Below are 22523 nucleotides of genomic sequence, written 5' to 3'. Positions count from 1 at the left end.
CCCTCCGTGGTTTTATTTTCTTACGTGATGATTCGGGGTGTATACACCCGTCCGATGAGCACGGGCAAAGATCGCTTACGAAACGGCATATGTTTGACAAAACGATCGCGATATGTACTATATCCTGTAAATGACAAAGGATATTTTTACCACACATCAGGTCAGCAGGTTCTGCAACGTGTACCCGGCGACGGTGATCAACTGGATAAAGGACGGCCTCCTGCCGGCATATACCACGCCGGGCGGGCACAGGCGCATTAAAAAGAACGATATCCTTCAGCTGATGAAGAAAAATAATATGCCGATCCCGACGGAATTGTCACAATCGGACAAATTCAGGGTATTGATCATCGATGATGACCCGAAGATATTGAAAATGATCTCGATGATAGTATCCGGTGAAGATTATTTAGAGGTTGTAACGGCGGAAAGCGGTTTTCATGCGGGCATGGTCGTTTCCAGCACCACCCCGGACATCATCCTTCTCGATTTTCTCATGCCGGACATGGACGGCTTTGAGGTATGCCGCAGGCTGCGTGCTGATGAGCGCACAAAGGATATTCCCATCATCGCCGTGACCGTCCTCAAGAACCCCGATGAACTCAACAAGATGAAAGCCGCCGGCATCACCGATCACGTTGCCAAGCCGTTCAAAAGCGACGATATCATCGCCATGGTGAAAAAACATCTGCATTTCGAGAGCGCGAATGGTTAGATTGTTCATCGATCTGAGATCGTTCCTGCTCATTGTGAGGGAATTCATCAAGGCGCTCGGGGAAGCCGAGACGTATAATGTACGGAGAAATTGGTACTGCTTTTTCGGTATTTTATGGGGCATGCCCATTCCCTTCGTCACTATCGGCATGCATCTGCATATCGCTCATCTTGCGCTGTCCGTCACGAATGTCATGACCGTCATTGCCTCGTATCCGATTCACGTTTTTTTCCTGTTCCATCCGTTGCTTTTCGGGGTTATTTTCGGTGCTATGGGCACCGTTCGCCATACGAAAGAAAGAAGGATCCGCGAACTTGACCGGCTGAAATCGAATTTCTTATCGATGATATCCCATGAGCTACGCACGCCGCTGACCACCATTCTCGGATATATAACGTTCATGCGAACAGGCCGGGCCGGGCCATTGAGCGAGAACCAGAAGGAATTCCTATCGATAAGTGAAGGGGAAGCTGAATTCCTCAACCATATGATCGAGGAGCTTCTTGACGTTACAAAAATAGAGAGCGGTGACTTTAAGGTTCAGCTGACCGAAGCTGACATGAAGACCGTTGTACAGAAGGCGGTCGCTTCGCTTGCGCTGTCCGCCGGGAAATCGGGTATATCACTGGAAAACCGCCTTCCGAGTGATTTGCCGCTCATCATAGGGGATGAGGCGCGGCTATTGCAGGTCATCGTGAATCTTCTGGAAAACGGCATAAAATTCAACAAAAATGGCGGAGCAGTGGTGATCGCATCTGAACGGGACACAACCAACAGGACGATCACCTTGCGGGTATCCGACACCGGCATCGGCATCCCAGAAGATCACTGTGACAAGATATTTGACAAATTCTATCAGGTTGACTCGTCCGGCAAGCGAAAATACGGCGGTTGCGGCCTCGGTCTTGCCATAAGCAGGAACATCGTGCAGCAGCATGGCGGCGATATTCAGGTGAACAGCGTATTGGGGGAAGGCAGCACCTTCTCGTTCACCCTGAAAGAGAAGGTATAGCCCCCTTTGGCATACTTCCCTATGGGCTGAAAAACGACAAATTTCCATTTCCTTGTTGCCTTTTTTGCGTAGCATTAGTATAATAACTACAATTACTATAATATCTATAGGATATATAGTAATACCATGATTCCTGAGGAGTTTCTCTTATGATCAGAAAGTTGCTTATGCTGTCGTTCGCAGCGGTCTCGCTCTCTGCGATCACGGTCATCTCGAATGAGGATGTGCAATTCAACATCGACGGTACGATCCAGGGGCTTGTCGTTGACGAGTTTACCGACGATCTGAACCCGAACAACACCGCTTTCTCAAATAACCAAGCGGGGGTCGTGGGGACGAATGCGACGATGTTCGATATCAAAGCGACGAATAATGTGGGAAAAGACATCGGACGCGTTACGATGTTCCTGAAACAGGCGCGCTTGGATTTCAACGGCAGGTTTAAAATGGTGGACTATCGCATGAAACTCGCCTTCGGCGGAGAGATGATACCGTCGTCATCATCAAGTGTGAATTCAATACTCTCACTGCTTGATGCATACGGCAATGTCCATTTCTTCGGGGATGCGCTCCAACTGCGTTTTGGGCAATTCCTCGTCCCCTACAGCCGTGAACGCCTGACCGTGGAGACCACCAAGCAAAACGTCGATTTCTCAATGAACACGATCGGCTTCGACCTCGGGCGCGATGTCGGTCTCGCAGTTCACAGCAAGATCGGCCTCTTTTCCGGCGCTCTCGGCGTGTTTACCGGCGGCGGGATCGATGTTCCGCAGCGTTACCTCCCGGAGATCCTGGGGCTTCCCATGCTGACGGGTCGTATCGGCATAAACAACGGGCTTGACAAGGATGCGTTTACGCCCGGGCATGGTGATGCGGATGAAGGCATAAAGTATGCCGCATATCTCAACGGCGCCGTTATTTACAAAAACTCACGCATCGGACACGGTTCGTCGCTGGGAACGCGCTACTATACGGCGCAATACGGCACCGGATTGCTTCTCAACCCGAAATGGAATCCATTAGGAACGTCCACGGCCTATTATGACACCGTGATATTTTTCCAGTACGGTGCGGATGCGGCGGTCAAAATACCGGTAATGAAAGATGTTGAAGTGAATGCAAGCGCGGAGGCGAATTACGGCCAATTCGGCAATGCCGCTGTCGGGCTTACCATGTGGGGCGGTGTCGTAGATGCCATGATAACGCTGAAAACGACTCCGCTGCCCATGATAAAGAATGTCGGCATCGGGATACGCTACTCGCTGCTCAACACCCCGAATGGCGCGCAGAATGCCGTGACAACAACATCGAGCTACGTAACGACGAATGCCGCCAGCTCGAATTGGACCGTCAATACCAGCACAACGACATCGTATGTTTCCATCCCGCAGACACTGATGCATGAGATATCACCGGTGGTAACGTTCACGGCTTTCGATGTAAAGTGCATGTTCGAAGTGAATTTCCAGAGGAATGCGCTTGTCGCCTGGGAAAAGAACAACGGATCGTACAATATACTGCTCATGCCGAATCAGGTATCGACGGGTAATTTCCTTATCGAGAACCCTGTAGTGCTACGCGGTCAAATGCAGTTTACGTTTTAACGATACGAAAGGGTCGATCAAAGCGCTCTTTTCAGTTATGCAATGAAGAATTCCCCGCTCCCTGTCACGTCAACCGGGCAGGGGGTCGGGGATGTTCCTGATGAATGATGCATGATGGTGCCGGGAGGCGTGAACGCATGCGGACCGTGAAAGTGATAACATGTATCGCGATCGTGAGCGCGGTGTTCGTGTCTGCCGGAATGGGTGCGACGAACGCTGTCCGCCTCACCATACACAGCGGGAGCCGGATCTGGATAGAAGGGACATCTTCGTTCATGCCGTATGAAAGCAAAGCCACTATGTTCAGCCTGGAATTGGGCGAAGCAAGGGCAAGTCAAAAGCCGGAAGAGGCGTCTTTACAGACCATACAGGAATCGCAGATAACCAACATCTTCCTCACCATACCGGTAACGAACCTTAAGTCAGAAACGATCGGCCTCGATCCATTCCTGTACGAGACGATGAAATCACGGGAGAACCCTTTCATTTCGTTTCGCTTAACGAGATATATCATTGAGCCGGATGCAAAGATCACGAACCGATACAGCATAACGGCAACAGGCGTCATAAAGATCGCCGGGAAAGAAAAGATCATCTCAATCGATACCATAGCCGACATCTCGAACACGACACGGGTGAGCGGTGCAAAAGAGCTTTCCATGTCGGATTTCGGCATTACCCCGCCGAATCTCTTTTTCGGTCTGATCGTATGCGATGACAGGATCGTCGTGAAATGGGACCTTTCCCTTGCGGCGGAACCCGTCATGAACACTTCATCCGCAGCGAGCAATACACTTATGAACAGCGATCATCTTTCCATCCGTACTGAACGCTGAAATCGTTCATATCGGTTACGGGGCGTACCGGATTGCATGCGGAGCGTACGTTCTATTGCCCATTGATATTAATTCATCTGCACCGAGAAGATGAGCTCCCAGCCTACCGAGATCTTATCACCGCAAACGATGAGCCCGAACATCAACGACGGGGGAGATATCCCGAAATCGGTCATAAGCACATCTTTTGTACCGTATATCTTCAATGTTCTATCGGTGAGCTCGCCGACAGCATTGAGCGTAATTTCACGGTCCTTACCGGCAATTGCAAGATCTCCTTTGGCAAGGACAATGTATCGATTCGTGTTCTTCGGATCCATCGATAGTTCGCATTTCCGTATGGTGAACGTTATATTCGGTACTTCCTTGTACTTCATCGTTTCATAGAGATTATTATCAAGACCGCCTATTTCGCATTTGAGATTCGTTATGGGAATGCTTACGGACAATGTAACGACCTCCGGCACCGAACTCCGCACGCCCGAGAATGCGACACCGGCTCTCATGCTGAAATTCGATGCTATACTGGTATAGGGATGCAATGTTGATGTGCCGGAGAGCCATATTCTGCTGCCGCTCACCGGTGCAAGTCCATACGATTTTTGAGCGGCACCGTATACCCACGCCGCCGATACGCAGTACAGTGTAATGATGACCGCCGACCGCAGCACGTTCGTGCTCATCGCTTTTTTCTGCTCAACCATTGTTTTGCCCTTTACTGACCTTTTCATCGGTGAACCTGACGCGAGGCGCTTATTTCCAGAGTGCGAGAATGAACGTTGAAACAAAGACTCCCAATGCCTGATAACCGGATTCAATGAAATAGAGCCTTGGTTTTCTCTTGAAGAACAAAGTCCCGGTGTTCAAAGGGAGAACAAAACAGATGACGCCGATGCACGAAGCCAGCGCGGCGCCTTTTATAGTATAGAACCCGCCGAGAGATACGACCAGATAGATACCCAGCGTGAACAACACCGTTGAAATGAACTGCCCCGCCATGGAGAGGAGCGGGAATCCCTTTCCCTCCCGGGCAGTGCTCGATTCTTTCGCCCATGTTTCTGCGAACAGCAGTTTGCTATACCACAGAAGTCCGATCACCACGTGCGCTGCGATGGCGGTGCAAAACGCCAACACATTGAAATGTGTGTTTACCAGCATGATTCCATCCTGACCGCAAGATTATGACTGCTTATATACTACTAATTACATAGGAATTGTCAAGCGATGGGCTTGCTTTTCCGGGATTTTTACATATTATACTCTATAGATTTAGTAGTCATTGGAACTCTATGTCAATATCATCTGATGCAGCAGTAGATCTGCTTTATATCATCGCACTGTTCCTGGGCGGAGTGGTCGTGGTCGTTTCGCCGATCATCATCTCAAAGCTCATCGCTCCGAGGCGCACTCGCCAGTACGATAACCGCACCGAGCAGATCGTCGAATGCGGTGTGCCGCCCATCGGCGATGCATGGATGCGCTACGGCGCCGTATACTATCTCTATGCGCTCATATTCATTGCGTTCGCGGTCGACGTCCTCTTTCTATTCCCGGTCGCCGTTGTCTATAACACGCAGTACCGCTGGCAGGATCTTATCGAACTCGCTGTTTTCGTCGGCATACTTTCGCTCGTTCTCATCTATGCTTGGAAAAAGGATGTATTCACATGGAACCGCAGGAAATTCCGGAAGGGCTGATACAACTCGCCGTTCTTGACGACCTGCTTTCACTGTGCAGGGCGAATTCACTATGGCCGCTCACCTTCGGTCTTGCCTGCTGCGCCATCGAGATGATGGCTACCGGGGCATCGCGCTTCGATATCGCGCGTTTCGGCGCTGAAGTGTTCCGCCCGTCGCCGCGTCAGGCGGATGTGCTCATCGTGAACGGCACCATAAGCAGAAAAATGGCGCCTTCGGTCGTAACGCTGTATGATCAGATACCCGAACCGAAATGGGTCATCGCTATGGGCAACTGCGCTATTTCCGGCGGACCGTTCGTGTTCGAAGGACAATACGGCATCATCGAAGGCATCGACAAGCTCATACCGGTCGATGTATATATACCCGGATGTCCCCCGCGTCCCGAGGCGCTCATCGAAGGTATATTAACGCTCGAAGAAAAACTCACCGGCAAGCGGCGATTCCCCCGCGTGGAATCGGGAGCGCAGAAATGAACGATATCGTGTCGCTGCTTACACCGCTTTCCGTCCACACACCGCGTTTTGTGACGTACACGGAAAAAGGGTGGCATCTCGATGCGCTCATCGTAACCGAAAGGATAATTGATGCGACCAGGGTGCTCGCCGATGCGGGGTACACGCTTGAAACGATAACCGGTGTCGACTGGCCCGAGCAGGGGAATATCGAATTAGTCTACGATCTTTTCCACAGTGACCGCCGCGAGCGTGCCGTTCTGCGTGTCCGTATCGGTCGTGACGGTGCTGAAGCGAAAAGTATATCCTCTCTATTTTCCGGCGCCGCGTGGCATGAACGCGAGGCGCATGATTTCTTCGGCGTACGCTTCGAAGGCCTTGCGGATCACACACCGCTGCTGTTGGCCGAAGATGCCGACTATCATCCGCTCAGAAAAGACTACGGTGCGCAGGCGAACGATGTACACCAAACATAAAGAAGAAACATTCGTCCTCAATCTCGGGCCGCAGCATCCTGCTACTCACGGCGTGCTTCGCATCAAACTTACGATGGACGGCGAGTATATCGTCAACGCGGAACCCGTGCTCGGCTATATTCACCGCATGCATGAGAAAATGGCGGAGAATAGAACATACGCGCAGTATCTGCCGAATCTCTCCCGGCTCGATTATCTCGGTGCGATATCGTTCAGTCTCGCGCATTGTCTTATTGTCGAGAAGGCCTGCGGGATAGAAGTCCCGGAACGCGCGACCGTCATCCGTGTTATCATGGCGGAACTCAATCGCATCACAAGTCATCTCCTCTGGTTCGGTGCGCTCATCGTCGACCTCGGCGGGTTCACGCCGATGCTCTATATCTTCGACGACCGCGAAAAGATAATCGATATGATGGACAGCATCACCGGTTCGCGTCTTACGTTCTGCTATCTGCGCTTCGGCGGTGTATCGTGCGATATCGATGATACGTTCATTGCCGGTGTACGCGACATCGTTCCCTACATGCGTACGCGGCTGAAAATGTACCATGCGCTTGTGAGCCGAAATGCCATCCTCCAAGAGCGTCTCGTCGGCATCGGGAACATCACGCCTGAGATGTGCCGTTCATACGGAGCATCCGGCGCTGTCGCTCGTGCGAGCGGTGTGAAACACGACGTTCGGCAGGCCGAGCCCTACAGCGGCTATGAGCGCTATGATTTCGATATCCCCATGAGCACGGACGGCGATTCCATGGCGCGTTTTTCCGTGAAGATGGAGGAGATGGAGCAGTCGCTTCGCATCATCGAGCAGGCGGTAAAGAACGTCCCCGCCGGTGCTTACCGCAACGGCAAAGTCCCGCGTACGCTTACACCCGCAGTCGGCGATTTCTATCAGGCCGTCGAAACGCCGCGCGGCGCGTTCGGTATTCGCATGGTGAGTGATGGCAGCAATACGCCGTACCGCATGAAACTTCGTTCGCCGTGTCTGTCCAATCTCAGTCTTTTACCCGAAGTCGTCGAGGGAATGCTCCTCGCCGACATGCTCGCCTTCATGGGCAGTCTCGATCTCGTTATCCCGGAAATAGACAGGTAGATCAATGCAGTTGCCGTTCTCTATCGAAACATTCATCCGCTTCGCCCTCTATGTGGTGGGCTTTCTCGCCTTCGCGATATTCAACGCGGTCATACTCGGCTGGGGCGAAAGAAAGATAATGGCGCGTATTCAGCGACGCATCGGTCCGAAAGAGGTCGGCCCCTTCGGTCTTCTGCAGATACCCGCTGACGTGATAAAACTTCTCGCGAAGCAGTTCCGCACCCCGAAGGGCGGCGATACCATGCTCTTCCTTGCCGCACCGGCGCTTGCCATCATTCCCGCACTCATGAGCTTCGTCGCGATTCCGTTCGCCCCGGGACTCCTTGCACGCGATATCAACATCGGTTTACTCATGGTCTATGCGTTCACCACCGTCGTTATCCTCGGGCTTCTCGTCGGCGGATGGGGAAGCAGGAATAAATACGCGATCATATCCGCTGCGCGTGCGGTGTCGCAGAACGTGGCATATGAGATACCGATGCTCATATCCGTGGTCACCGTTGTACTCATCACGAGAACGATGAACCTCACGACAATAGTCGATCAGCAGGCCGGTGCGTTCTGGCACTGGAACATGTTCCGCTTCAGCGCATCGCCGCTTCTGCCGGTGCTTTTCATCGTCTACATCATCTGCATGCTTGCCGAAACGAATCGCACGCCGTTCGATATCGCCGAGGCGGAAAGCGAACTGATCGCGGGCGCATTCACGGAATACTCCGGGATGGGATCGGGATTGTTCTTCCTTGCCGAATATGCGAACATCGTCGTCGGCTGCTCACTTGCCGTCATTCTCTTCCTCGGCGGCTGGCATGATCCCTTCGGCTTCTTCCCCGGCGTGTGGTGGTTCGCGGCGAAATTGTACTTCCTTGTGTTCTTCGTCATATGGGTGCGCTGGACGTTCCCGCGTACACAGTTCTATTCGCTCCTGAATCTCTCATGGAAAACGCTTATTCCGCTCACGCTCGGCAATCTGCTTCTTACGGGATTCTGGATAAAGGTGTTCGGCCCATGATACGTCACATCACCACTGTCATACTCGATTTCTGGAGCATGCTCGTCGGGCTTTCGATCACGTTCCAGCAGATGTTGAAGCCAGCAATAACCGTCCAATACCCGCGAAAGTCGATACCGATGTCGAAGAATTTCCGCGGACGCATTGCGTTGACCTGGGATAATGAAAAACTCGAGCCGAAATGTACCGTGTGCATGCTCTGCGAAAAAGCATGCCCGTCGAAATGCATAGCGCTTACCGGCGTGAAAGCGGAGAACCGCCCGGGCCGTACGCTCGCTACGTATCATCTTGATTTCACACAATGCAGTCTCTGCGGCTTATGCGTCGAAAGCTGCAAATTCGATGCGCTCGTCTTTTCCGATGAATACAATAAGGCAAGCACGAACAAAGCGGATTTTCAATACGATCTTCTTGAACGCGTACGCAAGGGGCGGTCATGAACATAACGATACTGTTCACGCTCCCGGTAATGGCCACCATCGCCTTCCTGGGATTCGTGCTCATCACAATACTCGGTGCGCTCATTGCTGTGCTCGCACGGCGGCTCATACGCGCTGTCGCCGGGCTTGCGCTCTGCTTCACCGGCCTCGGCGGACTTTTCTATTTCCTCGACAGCCCTTTCCTCGCGCTTATGGCGATACTCATTTATATCGGCGCGGTATGCATAACGATAATGTTCGGGATAATGCTCGCAGAGGGGGATGCGCTTGCAAAGCGAAGCCGTCAGAACACGCTGCTGACCATCGGTGCCATCCCCGCCGCCGCCGCGATACTCTGGGCGTTCACGATGATTGCGATAAAAGTGCCCTGGCCGCGAGCCGCCACCGCCGAACACATGGGAAGCGTAGAAGAGATAGGACGCGCCCTTCTGTCGACGTACAGTCTCGCCTTTGAAATGATATCGCTGGTTCTCCTTGCCGCGATACTCGGCGCCATCATCGTTGCGCGCGAAGGAAGAACGAAAACATGACATTCACGACCCTTACCAGCGAACTGAGCGTGTACCTTATCATCGGCGCGGTGCTGTTCGTCACAGGATTGTTCGGTCTGCTTCGCCGGAGGAACTTCATCGGCATGCTCATCGCAAGCGAACTGATACTCGCCGGCGCATCGCTTAACTTCATGGCGTTCAGCCGATTCGGGGCCGCGGACGCGATAGCCGGGCAGGTATTCACGCTCTTTATCATGGGCATAGCCGCTGCGGAAGCCGCAATAGGATTAAGCATCGTCGTCGGCGTATATCGTCATTTCCGATCCATCGCCGGTGAGGACACGCAGGACATGAAAGGCTGATCATGGTACTACCGCCTACTGAAATACGAATCGCCATCGCTGTACTGTCACCGTTGGCCGGAGCGCTCGGCGTACTGATCGCGCGAAAGCATCCGAACGTGCGCGAGACCATCTCTTGCATCGCAGCGACAGCAACATTCCTTGCCGTGCTCTCGCTTATACCTGCTGCTCTCGGCGGCACAATGACCGTCGTTCCTGTTTTCTCTATACTCCCCGGCATGAGCGTAACGCTCCGCGCGGACGCGCTTTCGATGATGTTCGCGCTCGTCGCATCATTCCTCTGGATACTCGCCGTGTTCTATTCGACCGGCTACATGCGCGGCCTGAAAGAGCATGCACAGACGCGTTTTCATGCGAGCTTCGCGCTTGCGATATTCGGCGCCATGGGCGTCGCCTTCTCCAATAATCTGTTCACGCTTTTCCTCTTCTATGAGATCGTGAGCATTACGACGTATCCGCTCGTCGCACATCACCAGGATACGGAGGGATATGAGGGCGGTAAAAAATACATCGCTTATTTGACCGCTGCCGCAAAATTCTTCCTGCTTCCCGCCCTGGTCGGCGTATTCATGCTCGCCGGTTCTCTCGACTTCGCCACGAACATACACACGGGCATCCTGCCGAAAGGTTCGCATCGCATTCTCGTTACGGTGCTCTACATTTTCTGTATACTCGGCTTCGCGAAGAACGGCCTTATGCCGCTTCACGGCTGGCTGCCCGGCGCCATGGTAGCCCCCACACCGGTGAGCGCGCTGCTCCATGCCGTCGCCGTCGTCAAAGTGGGCGTGTTCGCAACCGTCCGCGTCATGCTCTATGTCTTCGGCACCGATACGATGCAGGCGTTCAACTTGGGGATCCCCACCGCATATTGTGTCTCTATCACGATACTCGCCGCATCGGTGATCGCGCTCTCCAAGGACGATCTCAAAGCGCGGCTTGCCTATTCCACCGTGAGCCAGCTCGCGTATGTGATACTCGGCGCGGCGCTTCTCACCACTGCCGGGATATCCGGCGGCATACTGCAGATTGCGAGCCATGCTTTCGCGAAAATAACGCTTTTCTTCTGCGCGGGCGCGATATTCGTTGCGACCCATCGAAGGAAGATATCCGAACTGAACGGGCTTGGACGCGTGATGCCGTTCACGTTCGCGGCGTTCGCCATCGCATCGCTTTCGATGATAGGCGTTCCACCGGCCGGCGGTTTCGCCGTAAAATGGCAGCTTCTCATCGGCACTATGGCGGCGGGTCAGCCGATACTGCTTGCCGTTCTTCTTGTCAGCACATTGCTCAACGCCGCGTACTTTGTTCCGATCGTCGTGCGCGCATTTTTCGGAAAACCGGCCGAAGCACCGAACGGACTGCGTGAGGCGGACCTTCGCATGGTGATACCACTTTCCATCACGGCACTGCTCTCTCTCGCACTCGGTCTCTATCCGGATATTTTCACTCCGTTCCTCAAGGCGGTACTGCAATGAGCAATGACCCATCGAATATCATCGTACGCGTCATCGATATGATGAAAAAGCATATGCGCATCGTCATCATCGTTTCGGTCGTGCTCCTCGCGGCGCTTGTCGGGCTGAGCACGCTCGTCGATAGAACGCACACGCATGCCGATATCGAAAAACTCCCGGCATTCTGGGCGATATTCGGTCTCGTATCGTGCCTTGTGATAATTGTTGTCTCAAAACTTCTCGGCATCATCGGTGTGTCAAAGCGGGAGGACTACTATGACAAGTAGCTTCTGGCTTCATCCCTCGCTCATCCTGATCGCAGGGGCATTGCTTCTGCCGCTCATCCCGAAAAAAATTCGGACAGCGTATCTCATCATCGTACCGCTCCTTGTACTTGTCCGCATAATCACGATGCAGATCACCGGCCCGGGCATATTCGGCACGCTTCATACATTCGGGCTCGATCTCATCTTCGGGCGCGTCGATCGCCTGAGCCAGATCTTCGCTATTATCATGGGCATCATGGCCCTGCTCGGCACGGTGTACGGACTTCATGTGAAAGAGAACGGTCACCATACAGCTTCATGGATATACGTCGCCGGATCGCTCGGTGTGATATTCGCCGGCGATTTCATAACGCTTTTCATCTTCTGGGAGATGATGGCCTTCTCTTCGGTGTTCCTCATATGGCTCCGCCGTTCCGCCCGCTCCGAGGGCGCAGGCTATCGATATCTCCTCGTCCACGTTGCGGGCGGATTATCGCTCCTTGCCGGCATACTCCTCCGTTGGAAAGCGACGGGATCGTTCGCCTTCGATCACCTGTCAGTCGCGAATCCCGATATCTCCACCTATCTCATCGCTGCGGGATTCCTGCTCAATGCCGCCGTACCGCCGCTTCATGCGTGGCTGCCCGATGCATACTCGGAAGCGACCGTCACCGGTTCGGTATTTCTCTGCGCGTTCACGACGAAAACAGCCGTGTACGCTCTCATACGGAGCGTGTCGGGGATGGATATACTTCTTCCACTCGGTGTGGCGATGGCGCTTTACGGTGTCGTCTATGCCGTGCTTGAGAATGACAGCAGGAAACTTCTTGCATATCACATCATAAGCCAGGTGGGATACATGGTCGCAGCGGTCGGTCTCGGCACCGAGCTCGCGATCAACGGTGCATGCGCACACGCATTCGCACATATTCTTTACAAAGGACTTCTCTTCATGGGAACCGGCGCCGTGCTGCACATGACGGGAGAAAGCCGCTTCAGCGCGCTCGGCGGTCTGTATAAGAAAATGCCGCTTGCATTTTTGTTCACGCTCATCGGGGGATTATCGATCTCTGCGTTCCCGCTTTTCAGCGGCTTCGTGAGCAAATCGATAATAGTCGCCGCAAGTTTCGAGGATCATCGCCTGTGGGCGGGGATGCTCCTCCTCGTCGCTTCGGCGGGAACATTCCTTCACACCGGATTGAAAGTGCCGTACTTCATCTGGTTCGGAAAGGACAATTGCACATCCGACATCCGCGAGAAAGCGAAAGACGCACCGTGGAACATGAACCTTGCAATGGCGATAACGGCGGCACTCTGCATCGGCATCGGATGCTTCCCCGACGCGCTCTATCGTCTCCTCCCGTTCGCGATGGACTTTCATCCGTATACGGGATATCACATCGCAGAGACGATGCAGATACTCGCGTTCACTGCGCTCGGATTTTTCATCTGCCTGAAGATCCTTGAGCCGCATGCGACGACAAGCGTGGACCTCGACTGGTTCTACCGCAACGGCGGCCGCATTTTTCTCTGGCTTGCGGAAAAACCCGCTCAGCGGTTTGACACCATGGTGAATGAAGCGTATCGCGCTGTCGGTTTTTTCCTGATGTCGCTGACCGCGCGTACCGCATCCGTCTTCGATGCGAAGATAATCGACGGGGTCGTGGATGGAACAGCCGCATCAGTTCGCTCCTTCGGCGATGTTGTCCGCAAACTGCAGCCGGGGCAGATACAGACGGGGCTGCTGATGCTCGCCGTGCTCCTCGCAGTGTTTCTCGTATTGCTTGCATTCATTGTGATCCGGTGAGGGTGTAGTCGTGGAATTCCTGAAATTGAACCATCTCTCCCATCCTCTCCTGAGCATCATCATCTTTCTGCCGGCGGCGGCGGCTCTCATCGCGCTCGTGCTCCCTCTACGCGCAGTGCGCTGGTGGACGCTCGCGATAACGGTCGTTACTGCGGCGCTTTCGATCCTGCTCTGGAATGACTTCGACGCATCGACCGCCCTCTTTCAATTCGGCGAGCATCATGCATGGATACCGGCGATCAATGTCAATTATACGCTCGGCATAGACGGCATAAGTCTGCTCCTCGTACTCCTCACAACGTTCATCATGCCGCTTGCCGTGCTCGCCTCATGGCGTTCGATAACCGAACGCATGAAGGAATTCCATGTGAGCCTCCTTCTCATGGAAATGGCTATGGTAGGCGTTTTCTGTGCGCTCGATGCGGTGCTCTTCTACCTCTTCTGGGAAGCGATGCTCATTCCGATGTTCCTTCTCATCGCGGTGTGGGGCGGTCCGCGGAGGATATATGCGTCGATAAAGTTCTTCATATACACGCTCGTCGGTTCTGTTCTGCTCCTCGCGGCCATCATCGCGCTTTATTTCATGAGCGAACCGCATACGTTCTCCCTACCGTTGCTCATGGGTCAGCCGTTCGGCTTCAGTTTCCAGCTGATGGTCTTCCTCGCCTGCGCGTTCGCCTTCGCGATCAAGGTGCCGATGTTCCCGTTCCATACATGGCTCCCTGCCGCACACGTGGAAGCACCCACGGCGGGCAGCGTGATATTGGCAGGTATTCTCCTCAAGATGGGCGGTTACGGCTTTCTGCGATTCTGTCTGCCGATGACGCCGCTCGCGGCAACAGTGCTCATGCCGTGGCTCATTCTCCTTTCGATAATATCGATCATGTGCGGCGGGCTTACCGCATTCGCACAATCAGATGTGAAAAAGCTTGTCGCCTATTCGAGCGTCGGCCACATGGGATTCGTAACGCTCGGTATATTCGCTCTTTCCGTCAACGGGCTCGAAGGCGCGATACTTCAAATGATAAACCACGGTATTACCACCGGTGCTCTTTTTCTCGCAGTGGGCATCGTCTATGAGCGTCTCCACACACGCGAACTTTCCGCCATGGCCGGCATCGGAAAATTCATGCCGATGTTCATCGTCTTTCTCACCGTTTTCGGCTTAAGCGCAATGGCGTTTCCCGGGACGAACAGTTTTGTCGGCGAGTTCCTTGTGCTTACCGGTGCGTTCGCCATTTCGCCGTGGGTGATGGCAGCGGCGATTCCAGGTGCGCTTTTTTCCGCGGCGTACATGCTCCGCTTCCTGCAGAAGACGATATGGGGCGGTACAGCCAATCCGGATCATTCGACGCTGAAAGATATTTCCGTACGAGAGATCATCACGCTTAGTGTACCGCTTGTGTTCGTGTTCTGGCTGGGACTTGCGCCCAAGCCGTTCCTCAATGCGATGCATGTAAGCGTTGCGCATCTCGTTGGTCAGGTGCAGACAGCATCAGCTGCCGCGGGCGTAAAGGCGTTACTGCCTTGGTAAAGGAGTCATTCATGAATTTGTCGGCATACACGCCTCTCGCACCCGAAGCGATACTGGCCGTCGGTGCGCTCGCACTCTTTATCGCAACGCTCGGCAAACGGCAGGATGCCGTCGCCCGCAACACAACGCGGGTGGTACTCATCCTCGGTGCAGTCGCCTCTGCGATCACACTTCGTGCGCATGGATCGTTCTTTTACGATGCCTATCATGTCGATATTTTTTCGCAGCTCATGAAGTTCATCATACTCTCCGCTGCCGCTGCCGTGCTCTATCTCGGACGCAGTCTCCGCGGCATCGATGATAATGTCCGCCCGGAATGGTATTTCCTTTACACCGTATCGACGATCGGACTTCTCTTCCTTGTGAGCAGCGTCGAGTTCATTACGCTTTTCGTCGCACTCGAACTCGCTTCCTGCACGATGTATCTTCTCGTGCCGCTCCGCAGCGAAGCAGGCGATATACGCAGTCATATGGAAGCCGCCGTCAAATATGTGATGTTCGGCATCGCATCGACGGGTATCATGCTCTTCGGCGTGAGCTATCTCTTCGGGCTTACCGGCTCGACGTCACTGTATGCGATACTGGCACATCTTAAGGAAGCGGGACCGGAACCCATCGTCATTGCTGCCGTCGGACTCGTACTCTCGGGGCTGCTCTTCAAACTGGCGGCGGTGCCCTTTCACTTCTGGATAGCCGATGTATATCAAGGCGCATCCAATGAAACAGCGGCATTCATCGCCGCAGTGCCCAAGCTCGGCGCGCTCGCGGTACTCCTCCGTGTAAGCGCCTTCGCCGTCTCCGGCGGCGGTCTCATGGTGACGATTATCGCGATCATCGCGGCGGCATCCATGCTCGTGGGAAATCTCTCCGCGATAATGCAGAAAGATATAAAACGACTCATCGGGTTTTCCGGTGTTGCGCATGCGGGGTATCTTCTCGTCGGCGTGGCGACCATGGGCCAGGACGGGTTTTCCTTCGCCATATTCTATCTTGCCGGCTATGCCGTCATGACCATCGCGGTGTTCCTTGTCATTGATAAAGTGTCCGTATCCGGCGAGAATGTTTCGATAGACGATATCGCCGGTCTTGCAAAACGCTCCCCGCTCCTTGCGGCGCTCCTCGCAGCGGGGCTGTTCGGTCTTGCCGGCATACCGCCGTTCGTCGGCTTCATGGGGAAATTCCTCGTGCTCACAGCGGCATTCCAGAAAGGACTTCTCTGGCTCGTAATACTTACCGTGCTCAACACCGCCATCGGTATTTACTATTATCTGAACATAGTCCGCATCGCCTATGCGTCCGAGGGGGATGTCAAGCCGAAACTGAAGACCGGACCGATATCGTGGGGACTCGGCTTGATCCTTTTCGCCGCTATTCTCGCATTCGGGGTGTATCCGCAGCCGATACTCGCGGTGGCCGCCGAAGCGGCGAGACTCCTGTTCTGATCGCGGACGGCAGTGCCTGTCATCAACCGCTTTTCTGCATTATCCGCCGAGAAGGGTTATCCGGGAAAAAATATAGGACAACGCTTCTTCTTTCAACACCTGCCGGGCACAGGACATGAATTCAATGCCGGCCTTCCTTTTTTTCCTGCGGGGGCGAAACCGCCGTTCAAGAGGTTCCCCTCGATGCCAGGAGACGAGGCGAATCCGTTCGGCATCGAGTTCAAGGCACGTGCTGCCCCGTTTGCCGATGGGTGTACCCGGATTGAAAAGGCAGGGCACCAGCATGTTCTCATGGTAGAGGCTCACGATCGATTCCCCGCGCTGTTTTCGTCTCGCCATGGCATCGATCATATCCTGTTTGATAGCGGTGATTCGAGCGGCGACCCTTTTCCGTTTCTCCTCGGGCATTTTCGGATATTCCCGGCAGAGCATCTCTATCTCAAAGCGCAGCGAATCGATCTTCGACATCGATTCGAACAGGGGGCGATGGGTATGCCCGATGATAGTGAGGATGCGCTCCTGCTGGGCGAACGCGTACACGTGCTTCTCGACCTGAAAACGCTTCGGATTGTTCTCTGCGACCGAGATGCTTTTAATGCCGAGCGGCGTCGCCACATACCGCAGAAAAAAAGCCGCTATCGGATTATAGGTCCGGTGGTACTTGGTCATCTGATGCCCGTGCAATATGAATATCTCCCCCTGGGTATGGCTCAAACGAAGGCTCTCGCCGAGAGGAAACGCGGATTTCCCTGCGTATTTGAGCTCCATATCGTGATTGCCGAAAAGTTTGTACAGTTTTCCGGCCGCGTGGAATGAATCAAGCAGCCGATAGAATTCGGTCCATGTCCGGAGAATATCGCGTTCCTCGAATCGGTAGAGATCCTCGATATCGCCGTTGAGGACAAGGGTGTACCCATGTTTCAGATAAAACTGCAATGAGCACAATACGATCTCGGAATTCGACCGAAAATCGTCCGAGCGCTTTCCATTGCCCAGATGGAGATCGGACATGACGACCACGGGGCCGATGCGTTCAAGATCGAGCTTCGGGGATGCCTGGAAAAGTTCCTGCAAGACCTCTATGTTTTCACCGTCTTTCATGCGCCCCCGGAGATCATCCCGCGCGGAACTTGAGCGAGAACGTGAAGAATACCGCCGCAAGGATATAGATGACCACGCTTGCCGCGAGCACCGCGGTAAAGCCGTACAATATCGAGATGTATATCGATACGAAACCCGCGACGGTGGAGAACACGCTGTTGATCGACCAGAGCCATGGTATCGATTCCTCAACGGCGGAAACCGCGCGTATCCCCGAGGGCATGAGGAATCCCATGAAGACGCCGGCCATAGACGTAAGAAGTGCAACGATGATCACCCGCATGGGGAAGGCGAGCTGAATGATGCCGTCGGAGAAAAAATGTATGACGGCGAACGATATGCCGAGCGCAACGGCGACAGCAAGTACCGCGATGCGTATCGCCGTGAACGGGTTCCTGAACCGTTCGGAGACGAGGCTCCCGATGCCGGAACTGACGAGGAGCGCTGACAGCACCACCGAGAACGAGAACACGGGATGTCCGAGGATGAGCATATATTTCTGCATGAGCACTATCTCCACGAACATGAACGCAAGACCGAGCGCTGCGAAATAGAAGATGCTCCCCGCCTTGTTCTTGAGCGCGCGAAGCCCCTTGAGATTGAGCACGACAAGCGGGAAGAGGAGAAAGACGAGCGCGCCGATGAGCACGTTTTTCGCCGCTTCGCGGAGCATCAGGAACGGTTCCGGATAGAAATTATTGACCGCATGGTTCTCCCAGGTGTATTCCTTCTGGTCGGGCTTCACGCGCTGGGTGAAGAACGGCCAGTCGTCCGTCGGCGGGCGAAGCTCGGATTTCGCTGTCGCGTACGCGCGCAGAAGGTCCTTCGTCGTCACCAGCCGCGTCACATCGTTCTTCCCGTTCTCGCGGCGCGGCGCATGGAGCACATCATGCCCCATCGAGGCGACGAACGCTTCGAGCGCAGCGACTTCCTTCTCGGTGAACGGCGTGCGCTTGACGAGCACTTTGCATTTGCGGTACGCCTTCGACCTGTTGTCGGAAACGAATATCAGGCGTTCGGCCTCATCGGCGAGCCCCATACGCCTGAAGGCCTCGCGTATGACTGGGATGAAGCGTGTGGCGTCGGGAAGGGGGTTGCTGAAATAGATGACGCCGCCGGGAGATAGATGCGAGAGATAATCGACGAAGGCCTCGGCCGTGTAGAGATAGCTTTCGGCTATAGTAAAGGCGCCGGATGACACGGCGGTCTGCGCCACCGCATTATCGAATACGAGGACATCATACGCCCTCGGCGATGAACGTATGAAGAATCTCCCCTCGTCGCGCGAGAGGTGAACGTTGGAACGCTGCGAGATGCCGCCGACATAATCAGCGTATTCCTTCGCGAAAATATCAAAGACCGTGCCGTTGAACTCCGCACCGTATATCTCCTTCGCACCGGCATGGAGCGCCATGAGCACATCCTTGCCGCCGCCCACGCCGACGATGCCGACGTTCGACGGCTTGGACATGACCACATAGGGATAGAAATGATCGAAGATGAGGCCTTCGCCGCTGTATTTCCTGTAGTCATTGCGTTTCGGTATGCGGAAGAGATCGGTATAGCATGAATAATCCGCGGTGATAAGGAGATGCCCGTAACGCTCATGCATCGCCACATACGCAAAATTATCCCAGCGCGAGAATTTCTTCGCTTCGAACTGCTTGAGGTCGCGCTTCCCCTTGCTCACGCGCACCTCGCTCGCGTTCACGACAGGGAGGAGCAGTGCGCAGAGGAGCGGTATCGCCGCCGCCGGCACGATGAAGGCGAGCCATTTGATATCATGCCAGGCAAAGAACGCCGCGGCGAGTATGAGCACGACAGCGAGAATGAACGCGGACATGAGCGGCCCGCGATTGGGGAACAGGAGCAGCGCCGCGAGGGCGCCGAGACCGCCGCCGACGAGGTCGAAGAAATAGATGCGGTTTATCCGCTCACGGAAATTCGTGAAGAGATACGAAAAGACGAACCCGGCGACCACGAACGGCAGCGAGAGCAGGATGAAGAACTGAATGAAGTACTGCCGATGCACGAGGGCATCCGCCGCCGTTTTCGACCCGAGCATTTCCATTTCGAGGGGTATGCCGTTCACGAGGAGGAGCGCTATCGGGAACATCGCCGCGAGCAGAAGCGTGGCCGCCGCGAGAACGATGCCGGGCTTTTCCTTGAGGAAGCGGTTGAGGAAGAACACGAGGAGCGAACCGACGCCGATGCCGAAGAGCGCCACCGACACTATCATGAACGCGAAATGATACCAGAACATGAGCGCGAACATGCGGTTGATTATCACTTCGTACGCGAGCACGGCAAGCGATACGGTGAACACACCGGCGTATACGGCGGTGAGGCGTCTTGGTTCGTTCATAGCATATTCTCCCGCGGTGATATACGAAACACGAAAAAGAACACTCCGATGGCGTAGCAGAGCATGCTCAGAACGAGTACGGCGGTGAAGCCGAACTGTATGGACACATAGACGGCGATGAAGCCGGCCACCGTGGAGAATACGCTGTTTATCGACCAGAGCCACGGTATCGATGCCGCAACGCTCGATACGGAGCGAATGCCCGAGGGTATCATGAATCCCATGAACACGCCGGAGAGCGACGTGAGGAGAGCGACTATCGCCGAGCGCTGCCAGAAGGCAAGATCGATGATGCTCCCCGTGAAGAATTTCATGCAGAGAAGGCCGATCCCGGTCATGACGACGATGCCGCTGAACCCGATAAGCACCGCGATAAAGGGCTTGTGTATCCGCTCAGAAACGAAACTCCCGATGCCGGTGGCGATGAGGAGCGACGCGAGCACCACCGAGAACGAATACACCGGATGGCCGAGCACCAGCATGTACTTCTGCATGAGCACTATCTCGGTGAGCATGAAGCCGATGCCCACGCAGGCGAAATAGATGATGCTCCCCATTTTGTTCGGAAGCGCCGTAAAGCCCTTCAGATTGAACAGCACGAGCGGCAGTATGAGGAAGATGAGCGATCCGAGAAGGACATAGAGCGCTATTTCCCGGAGCATGAGGAACGGCCCGTAATTATAGGTGTCTTTCTTCATAGCCTTCATATCATCGCGCGCATTGACATGGTCCTTGAACGCCTGTGAATAGAACGGCCAGTCGTCCGTAGACGGGCGAAGCTCCCGTTCGCTCGCGAGGTATTCACGCTCGATGTTCTTCGTCGTGATGAGCCGTGCCGTATATGATGCCGGCGGACGCCCCGGCGCATAGGTCATGACCTGCCGTATGCCCTTGGTGAACGCCTCAAGCGCGGCCACTTCCGCCGCGGTGTACGGCGTATTCTTGATCATTATCTTGCAGCGCGGGTACACCTTGCTCTGGTCCTCAGCGGTCACGATCGAGCTCCGGAATTCCTTTTCGCGTCCCATGCGCCTGAACGCCTCGCGCGTTATCGTTATGAAGCGTTCCGCATCCGAGAGGGGGTTGCTGAGATAGAGCACACCGTTGGTCGTGAGCTTCCCCATGTAATCCATGATGGCCTCTACCGTGTAGAGATATCCTTCCGCGAGCGTGAACGCGCCGGACTGCACCGCCGCAATGGCGATGGCATTATCGAAGAGAAGGATATCGTATTTCCGTTTCGATGACCGGAGGAAGAAGCGCCCCTCGTCGCAGACGATATGCACGTTCGAAAGCTTCCCGAGACCGCCGGTGTACTCCGCGTAGCGGTTCTGGAACACATCGTATATCGTCGGATTGAATTCGGCGCCGTATATGTTCTTCGCCCCGCGATGAAGCGCCAGGAGTATATCCTTGCCCGCGCCCACGCCGACAATGCCCACGTTCTCCGCGTGCTCGTGAATGACGAACGGATAGGCATGGCCCTCAAGCCCGCGCCGCGAGATATCGAAGGGCTTCGTGAGATCGACATCGCGCATGTCATACATGTAGGTATACGTGGAATAATTGCCGGTGACGATAAGGCTTTTCTTCCCCGGTTCGCGCGGGTGCACCGCCGTGTAGCCGAAATTATCCCAATTGCTGTACACCGGTTTCGTCGAGAGGCCCCACAGATAGCGCTTCGCATTGCTTATCCGTATCTCCGTTTTCGCCGCTATCGGATAGAGGATGATGAGCGTAAGCGCGATGAACACCGGCGGGATGATGAGCGCATACCATTTGATGTCGCGGAACGCGAAGGCACCCGCCGCACAGATCATCATTATCGCGAGTATTATCGATGTGATGAACGGGCCGCGTCCCGGGAACAGTGCGAGCGCGGCGAAACAGCCGATGCCCCCGCCGACGAGATCGAAGAAATATATGCGCGTTATGTCCTCGCGGAAATTCGTGAAGAGATAGGAAAAGATGAAACCCGCGAGCACGAACGGTGCTGCAAGAAGAAGGAAGTATCGGATGAAATATCCGCGCTGCACGGCCTCGAGCGCTATCTTTTCCATCTGGAGCGGTATGGCATTTATCGCCATGAGCGTTATGGGGAGCGCTATCGCCAGAAGGAGCGAAGCGACTGCAAGGACGATGCCCGGCTTTTCTTTGAGAAAGCGGTTAAGAAAGAATACGATGAGCGCACCCAAGCCGATGCCGAAGAGGGCTATCGATACTATCATGAACGCGAAATGGTACCAGAACACGAGCGAGAACACGCGGTTGACGACGACCTCATACGCGAGCGCAGCGAGGGATATGACGAAAACTCCGATATAGAGCGGGATGTTCTTTTTGTTCACTGTTGTCCTCGCG

At 54.5% G+C, this 22523-nt stretch carries 22 protein-coding genes; 17 read left to right on the top strand and 5 right to left on the bottom strand.

Going from position 1 to position 22523, the window contains the following annotated elements; genetic code table 11:
* The first annotated feature begins 130 nt into the window (after positions 1–130).
* The 4 genes from AABZ39_10360 to AABZ39_10345 all read left to right on the top strand — a co-directional run bounded on the left by AABZ39_10360 (position 131) and on the right by AABZ39_10345 (position 4167).
* Positions 131–715, top strand: coding sequence for a response regulator (locus AABZ39_10360; GenBank protein MEK6795171.1), 585 nt, complete (start codon positions 131–133; stop codon positions 713–715).
* The gene (locus tag AABZ39_10355; protein ID MEK6795170.1) at positions 708–1727 is read left to right on the top strand and encodes a HAMP domain-containing sensor histidine kinase; all 1020 of its coding nucleotides are present in this window, start codon (positions 708–710) and stop codon (positions 1725–1727) included. Before AABZ39_10360 ends, AABZ39_10355 begins: the two co-directional genes overlap by 8 nt.
* A 149-nt stretch (positions 1728–1876) precedes the next feature.
* On the top strand, positions 1877–3331 hold the full coding sequence (locus AABZ39_10350; GenBank protein ID MEK6795169.1) for a porin: 1455 nt from the start codon (positions 1877–1879) through the stop codon (positions 3329–3331).
* A 137-nt stretch (positions 3332–3468) separates the two neighbouring features.
* The gene (locus AABZ39_10345; protein MEK6795168.1) at positions 3469–4167 is read left to right on the top strand and encodes a hypothetical protein; all 699 of its coding nucleotides are present in this window, start codon (positions 3469–3471) and stop codon (positions 4165–4167) included.
* Positions 4168–4235: 68 nt separating this feature from the next.
* Here the strand turns inward: AABZ39_10345 and AABZ39_10340 are convergent, their stop codons facing one another.
* Together AABZ39_10340 and AABZ39_10335 are read right to left on the bottom strand one after the other, a co-directional pair.
* Complete coding sequence (locus tag AABZ39_10340; GenBank protein MEK6795167.1) at positions 4236–4898, bottom strand: YceI family protein; 663 nt, start codon at positions 4896–4898, stop codon at positions 4236–4238.
* A gap of 22 nt (positions 4899–4920) precedes the next feature.
* Positions 4921–5325 carry a DUF1761 domain-containing protein gene (locus tag AABZ39_10335; protein MEK6795166.1) on the bottom strand — a complete coding sequence of 135 codons (405 nt, stop codon included), beginning with the start codon at positions 5323–5325 and terminating at the stop codon, positions 4921–4923.
* Positions 5326–5456: 131 nt separating this feature from the next.
* On the opposite strand from AABZ39_10335, the gene AABZ39_10330 reads away from it, so the two are divergent.
* Genes AABZ39_10330 through AABZ39_10270 form a run of 13 tightly spaced genes read left to right on the top strand, consistent with a single transcriptional unit; the run spans position 5457 to position 16696 of the window.
* Positions 5457–5864 (top strand): NADH-quinone oxidoreductase subunit A, encoded by a 408-nt coding sequence (locus AABZ39_10330; protein MEK6795165.1) that lies wholly within the window; start codon positions 5457–5459, stop codon positions 5862–5864.
* On the top strand, positions 5834–6340 hold the full coding sequence (locus tag AABZ39_10325) for an NADH-quinone oxidoreductase subunit B family protein (GenBank protein ID MEK6795164.1): 507 nt from the start codon (positions 5834–5836) through the stop codon (positions 6338–6340). The genes AABZ39_10330 and AABZ39_10325 overlap by 31 nt, the downstream gene beginning before the upstream one ends.
* Positions 6337–6795, top strand: coding sequence for an NADH-quinone oxidoreductase subunit C (locus AABZ39_10320; protein ID MEK6795163.1), 459 nt, complete (start codon positions 6337–6339; stop codon positions 6793–6795). Before AABZ39_10325 ends, AABZ39_10320 begins: the two co-directional genes overlap by 4 nt.
* Positions 6779–7888: an NADH-quinone oxidoreductase subunit D gene (locus AABZ39_10315; protein ID MEK6795162.1), complete on the top strand. Its 1110-nt coding sequence runs from the start codon at positions 6779–6781 to the stop codon at positions 7886–7888. Before AABZ39_10320 ends, AABZ39_10315 begins: the two co-directional genes overlap by 17 nt.
* A gap of 4 nt (positions 7889–7892) precedes the next feature.
* Entirely contained in the window at positions 7893–8900 is a 1008-nt protein-coding gene (gene nuoH, locus AABZ39_10310; protein ID MEK6795161.1) for an NADH-quinone oxidoreductase subunit NuoH, read from the top strand.
* The gene (locus AABZ39_10305; protein ID MEK6795160.1) at positions 8897–9340 is read left to right on the top strand and encodes an NADH-quinone oxidoreductase subunit I; all 444 of its coding nucleotides are present in this window, start codon (positions 8897–8899) and stop codon (positions 9338–9340) included. The genes nuoH and AABZ39_10305 overlap by 4 nt, the downstream gene beginning before the upstream one ends.
* A complete protein-coding gene (locus AABZ39_10300; protein MEK6795159.1) occupies positions 9337–9870 on the top strand; it encodes an NADH-quinone oxidoreductase subunit J in 534 nt (177 codons plus the stop codon). Before AABZ39_10305 ends, AABZ39_10300 begins: the two co-directional genes overlap by 4 nt.
* Positions 9867–10193, top strand: a complete 327-nt coding sequence (nuoK, locus tag AABZ39_10295; protein MEK6795158.1) for an NADH-quinone oxidoreductase subunit NuoK — start codon at positions 9867–9869, stop codon at positions 10191–10193. Before AABZ39_10300 ends, nuoK begins: the two co-directional genes overlap by 4 nt.
* Positions 10194–10195: 2 nt before the next feature.
* Positions 10196–11668, top strand: a complete 1473-nt coding sequence (locus AABZ39_10290) for a monovalent cation/H+ antiporter subunit D family protein (GenBank protein MEK6795157.1) — start codon at positions 10196–10198, stop codon at positions 11666–11668.
* Positions 11665–11934 carry a hypothetical protein gene (locus AABZ39_10285; GenBank protein ID MEK6795156.1) on the top strand — a complete coding sequence of 90 codons (270 nt, stop codon included), beginning with the start codon at positions 11665–11667 and terminating at the stop codon, positions 11932–11934. Before AABZ39_10290 ends, AABZ39_10285 begins: the two co-directional genes overlap by 4 nt.
* The gene (locus tag AABZ39_10280; protein MEK6795155.1) at positions 11924–13720 is read left to right on the top strand and encodes a Na(+)/H(+) antiporter subunit D; all 1797 of its coding nucleotides are present in this window, start codon (positions 11924–11926) and stop codon (positions 13718–13720) included. The genes AABZ39_10285 and AABZ39_10280 overlap by 11 nt, the downstream gene beginning before the upstream one ends.
* Positions 13721–13730: 10 nt before the next feature.
* Positions 13731–15254, top strand: coding sequence for an NADH-quinone oxidoreductase subunit M (locus AABZ39_10275; protein ID MEK6795154.1), 1524 nt, complete (start codon positions 13731–13733; stop codon positions 15252–15254).
* Positions 15255–15265: 11 nt separating this feature from the next.
* Positions 15266–16696, top strand: a complete 1431-nt coding sequence (locus AABZ39_10270) for an NADH-quinone oxidoreductase subunit N (protein MEK6795153.1) — start codon at positions 15266–15268, stop codon at positions 16694–16696.
* A gap of 39 nt (positions 16697–16735) precedes the next feature.
* Here AABZ39_10270 and AABZ39_10265 read toward each other — a convergent pair whose 3' ends face one another.
* From AABZ39_10265 to AABZ39_10255, 3 genes are read right to left on the bottom strand one after another with little or no spacing between them, the layout of a single operon-like run.
* Positions 16736–17797, bottom strand: a complete 1062-nt coding sequence (locus tag AABZ39_10265) for a metallophosphoesterase (protein MEK6795152.1) — start codon at positions 17795–17797, stop codon at positions 16736–16738.
* A 13-nt stretch (positions 17798–17810) separates the two neighbouring features.
* Positions 17811–20162 carry a hypothetical protein gene (locus tag AABZ39_10260; GenBank protein MEK6795151.1) on the bottom strand — a complete coding sequence of 784 codons (2352 nt, stop codon included), beginning with the start codon at positions 20160–20162 and terminating at the stop codon, positions 17811–17813.
* Positions 20159–22510, bottom strand: coding sequence for a hypothetical protein (locus AABZ39_10255; GenBank protein ID MEK6795150.1), 2352 nt, complete (start codon positions 22508–22510; stop codon positions 20159–20161). Before AABZ39_10255 ends, AABZ39_10260 begins: the two co-directional genes overlap by 4 nt.
* Between the last annotated feature and the right edge of the window lie 13 nt (positions 22511–22523).

The sequence above is a fragment of the Spirochaetota bacterium genome, from assembly GCA_038043445.1.
Classification (GTDB): Bacteria; Spirochaetota; Brachyspiria; order Brachyspirales; family JACRPF01; genus JBBTBY01.
Note: the sequence above shows the minus strand (reverse complement) of the source record. Positions and strands in the feature narration are given on the sequence as shown.

Bases quoted from the DNA above. Each gene is read 5' to 3' on its own strand.
- nuoK (MEK6795158.1), top strand. From the start codon at position 9,867: ATGACATTCACGACCCTTACCAGCGAACTGAGCGTGTACCTTATCATC.
- nuoH (MEK6795161.1), top strand. From the start codon at position 7,893: ATGCAGTTGCCGTTCTCTATCGAAACATTCATCCGCTTCGCCCTCTAT.
- AABZ39_10315 (MEK6795162.1), top strand. From the start codon at position 6,779: ATGTACACCAAACATAAAGAAGAAACATTCGTCCTCAATCTCGGGCCG.
- AABZ39_10270 (MEK6795153.1), top strand. From the start codon at position 15,266: ATGAATTTGTCGGCATACACGCCTCTCGCACCCGAAGCGATACTGGCC.
- AABZ39_10260 (MEK6795151.1), bottom strand. From the start codon at position 20,162: ATGAACGAACCAAGACGCCTCACCGCCGTATACGCCGGTGTGTTCACC.
- AABZ39_10320 (MEK6795163.1), top strand. From the start codon at position 6,337: ATGAACGATATCGTGTCGCTGCTTACACCGCTTTCCGTCCACACACCG.
- AABZ39_10360 (MEK6795171.1), top strand. From the start codon at position 131: ATGACAAAGGATATTTTTACCACACATCAGGTCAGCAGGTTCTGCAAC.
- AABZ39_10355 (MEK6795170.1), top strand. From the start codon at position 708: ATGGTTAGATTGTTCATCGATCTGAGATCGTTCCTGCTCATTGTGAGG.
- AABZ39_10325 (MEK6795164.1), top strand. From the start codon at position 5,834: ATGGAACCGCAGGAAATTCCGGAAGGGCTGATACAACTCGCCGTTCTT.
- AABZ39_10305 (MEK6795160.1), top strand. From the start codon at position 8,897: ATGATACGTCACATCACCACTGTCATACTCGATTTCTGGAGCATGCTC.
- AABZ39_10350 (MEK6795169.1), top strand. From the start codon at position 1,877: ATGATCAGAAAGTTGCTTATGCTGTCGTTCGCAGCGGTCTCGCTCTCT.
- AABZ39_10265 (MEK6795152.1), bottom strand. From the start codon at position 17,797: ATGAAAGACGGTGAAAACATAGAGGTCTTGCAGGAACTTTTCCAGGCA.
- AABZ39_10280 (MEK6795155.1), top strand. From the start codon at position 11,924: ATGACAAGTAGCTTCTGGCTTCATCCCTCGCTCATCCTGATCGCAGGG.
- AABZ39_10300 (MEK6795159.1), top strand. From the start codon at position 9,337: ATGAACATAACGATACTGTTCACGCTCCCGGTAATGGCCACCATCGCC.
- AABZ39_10335 (MEK6795166.1), bottom strand. From the start codon at position 5,325: ATGCTGGTAAACACACATTTCAATGTGTTGGCGTTTTGCACCGCCATC.
- AABZ39_10285 (MEK6795156.1), top strand. From the start codon at position 11,665: ATGAGCAATGACCCATCGAATATCATCGTACGCGTCATCGATATGATG.
- AABZ39_10290 (MEK6795157.1), top strand. From the start codon at position 10,196: ATGGTACTACCGCCTACTGAAATACGAATCGCCATCGCTGTACTGTCA.
- AABZ39_10340 (MEK6795167.1), bottom strand. From the start codon at position 4,898: ATGAAAAGGTCAGTAAAGGGCAAAACAATGGTTGAGCAGAAAAAAGCG.
- AABZ39_10345 (MEK6795168.1), top strand. From the start codon at position 3,469: ATGCGGACCGTGAAAGTGATAACATGTATCGCGATCGTGAGCGCGGTG.
- AABZ39_10330 (MEK6795165.1), top strand. From the start codon at position 5,457: ATGTCAATATCATCTGATGCAGCAGTAGATCTGCTTTATATCATCGCA.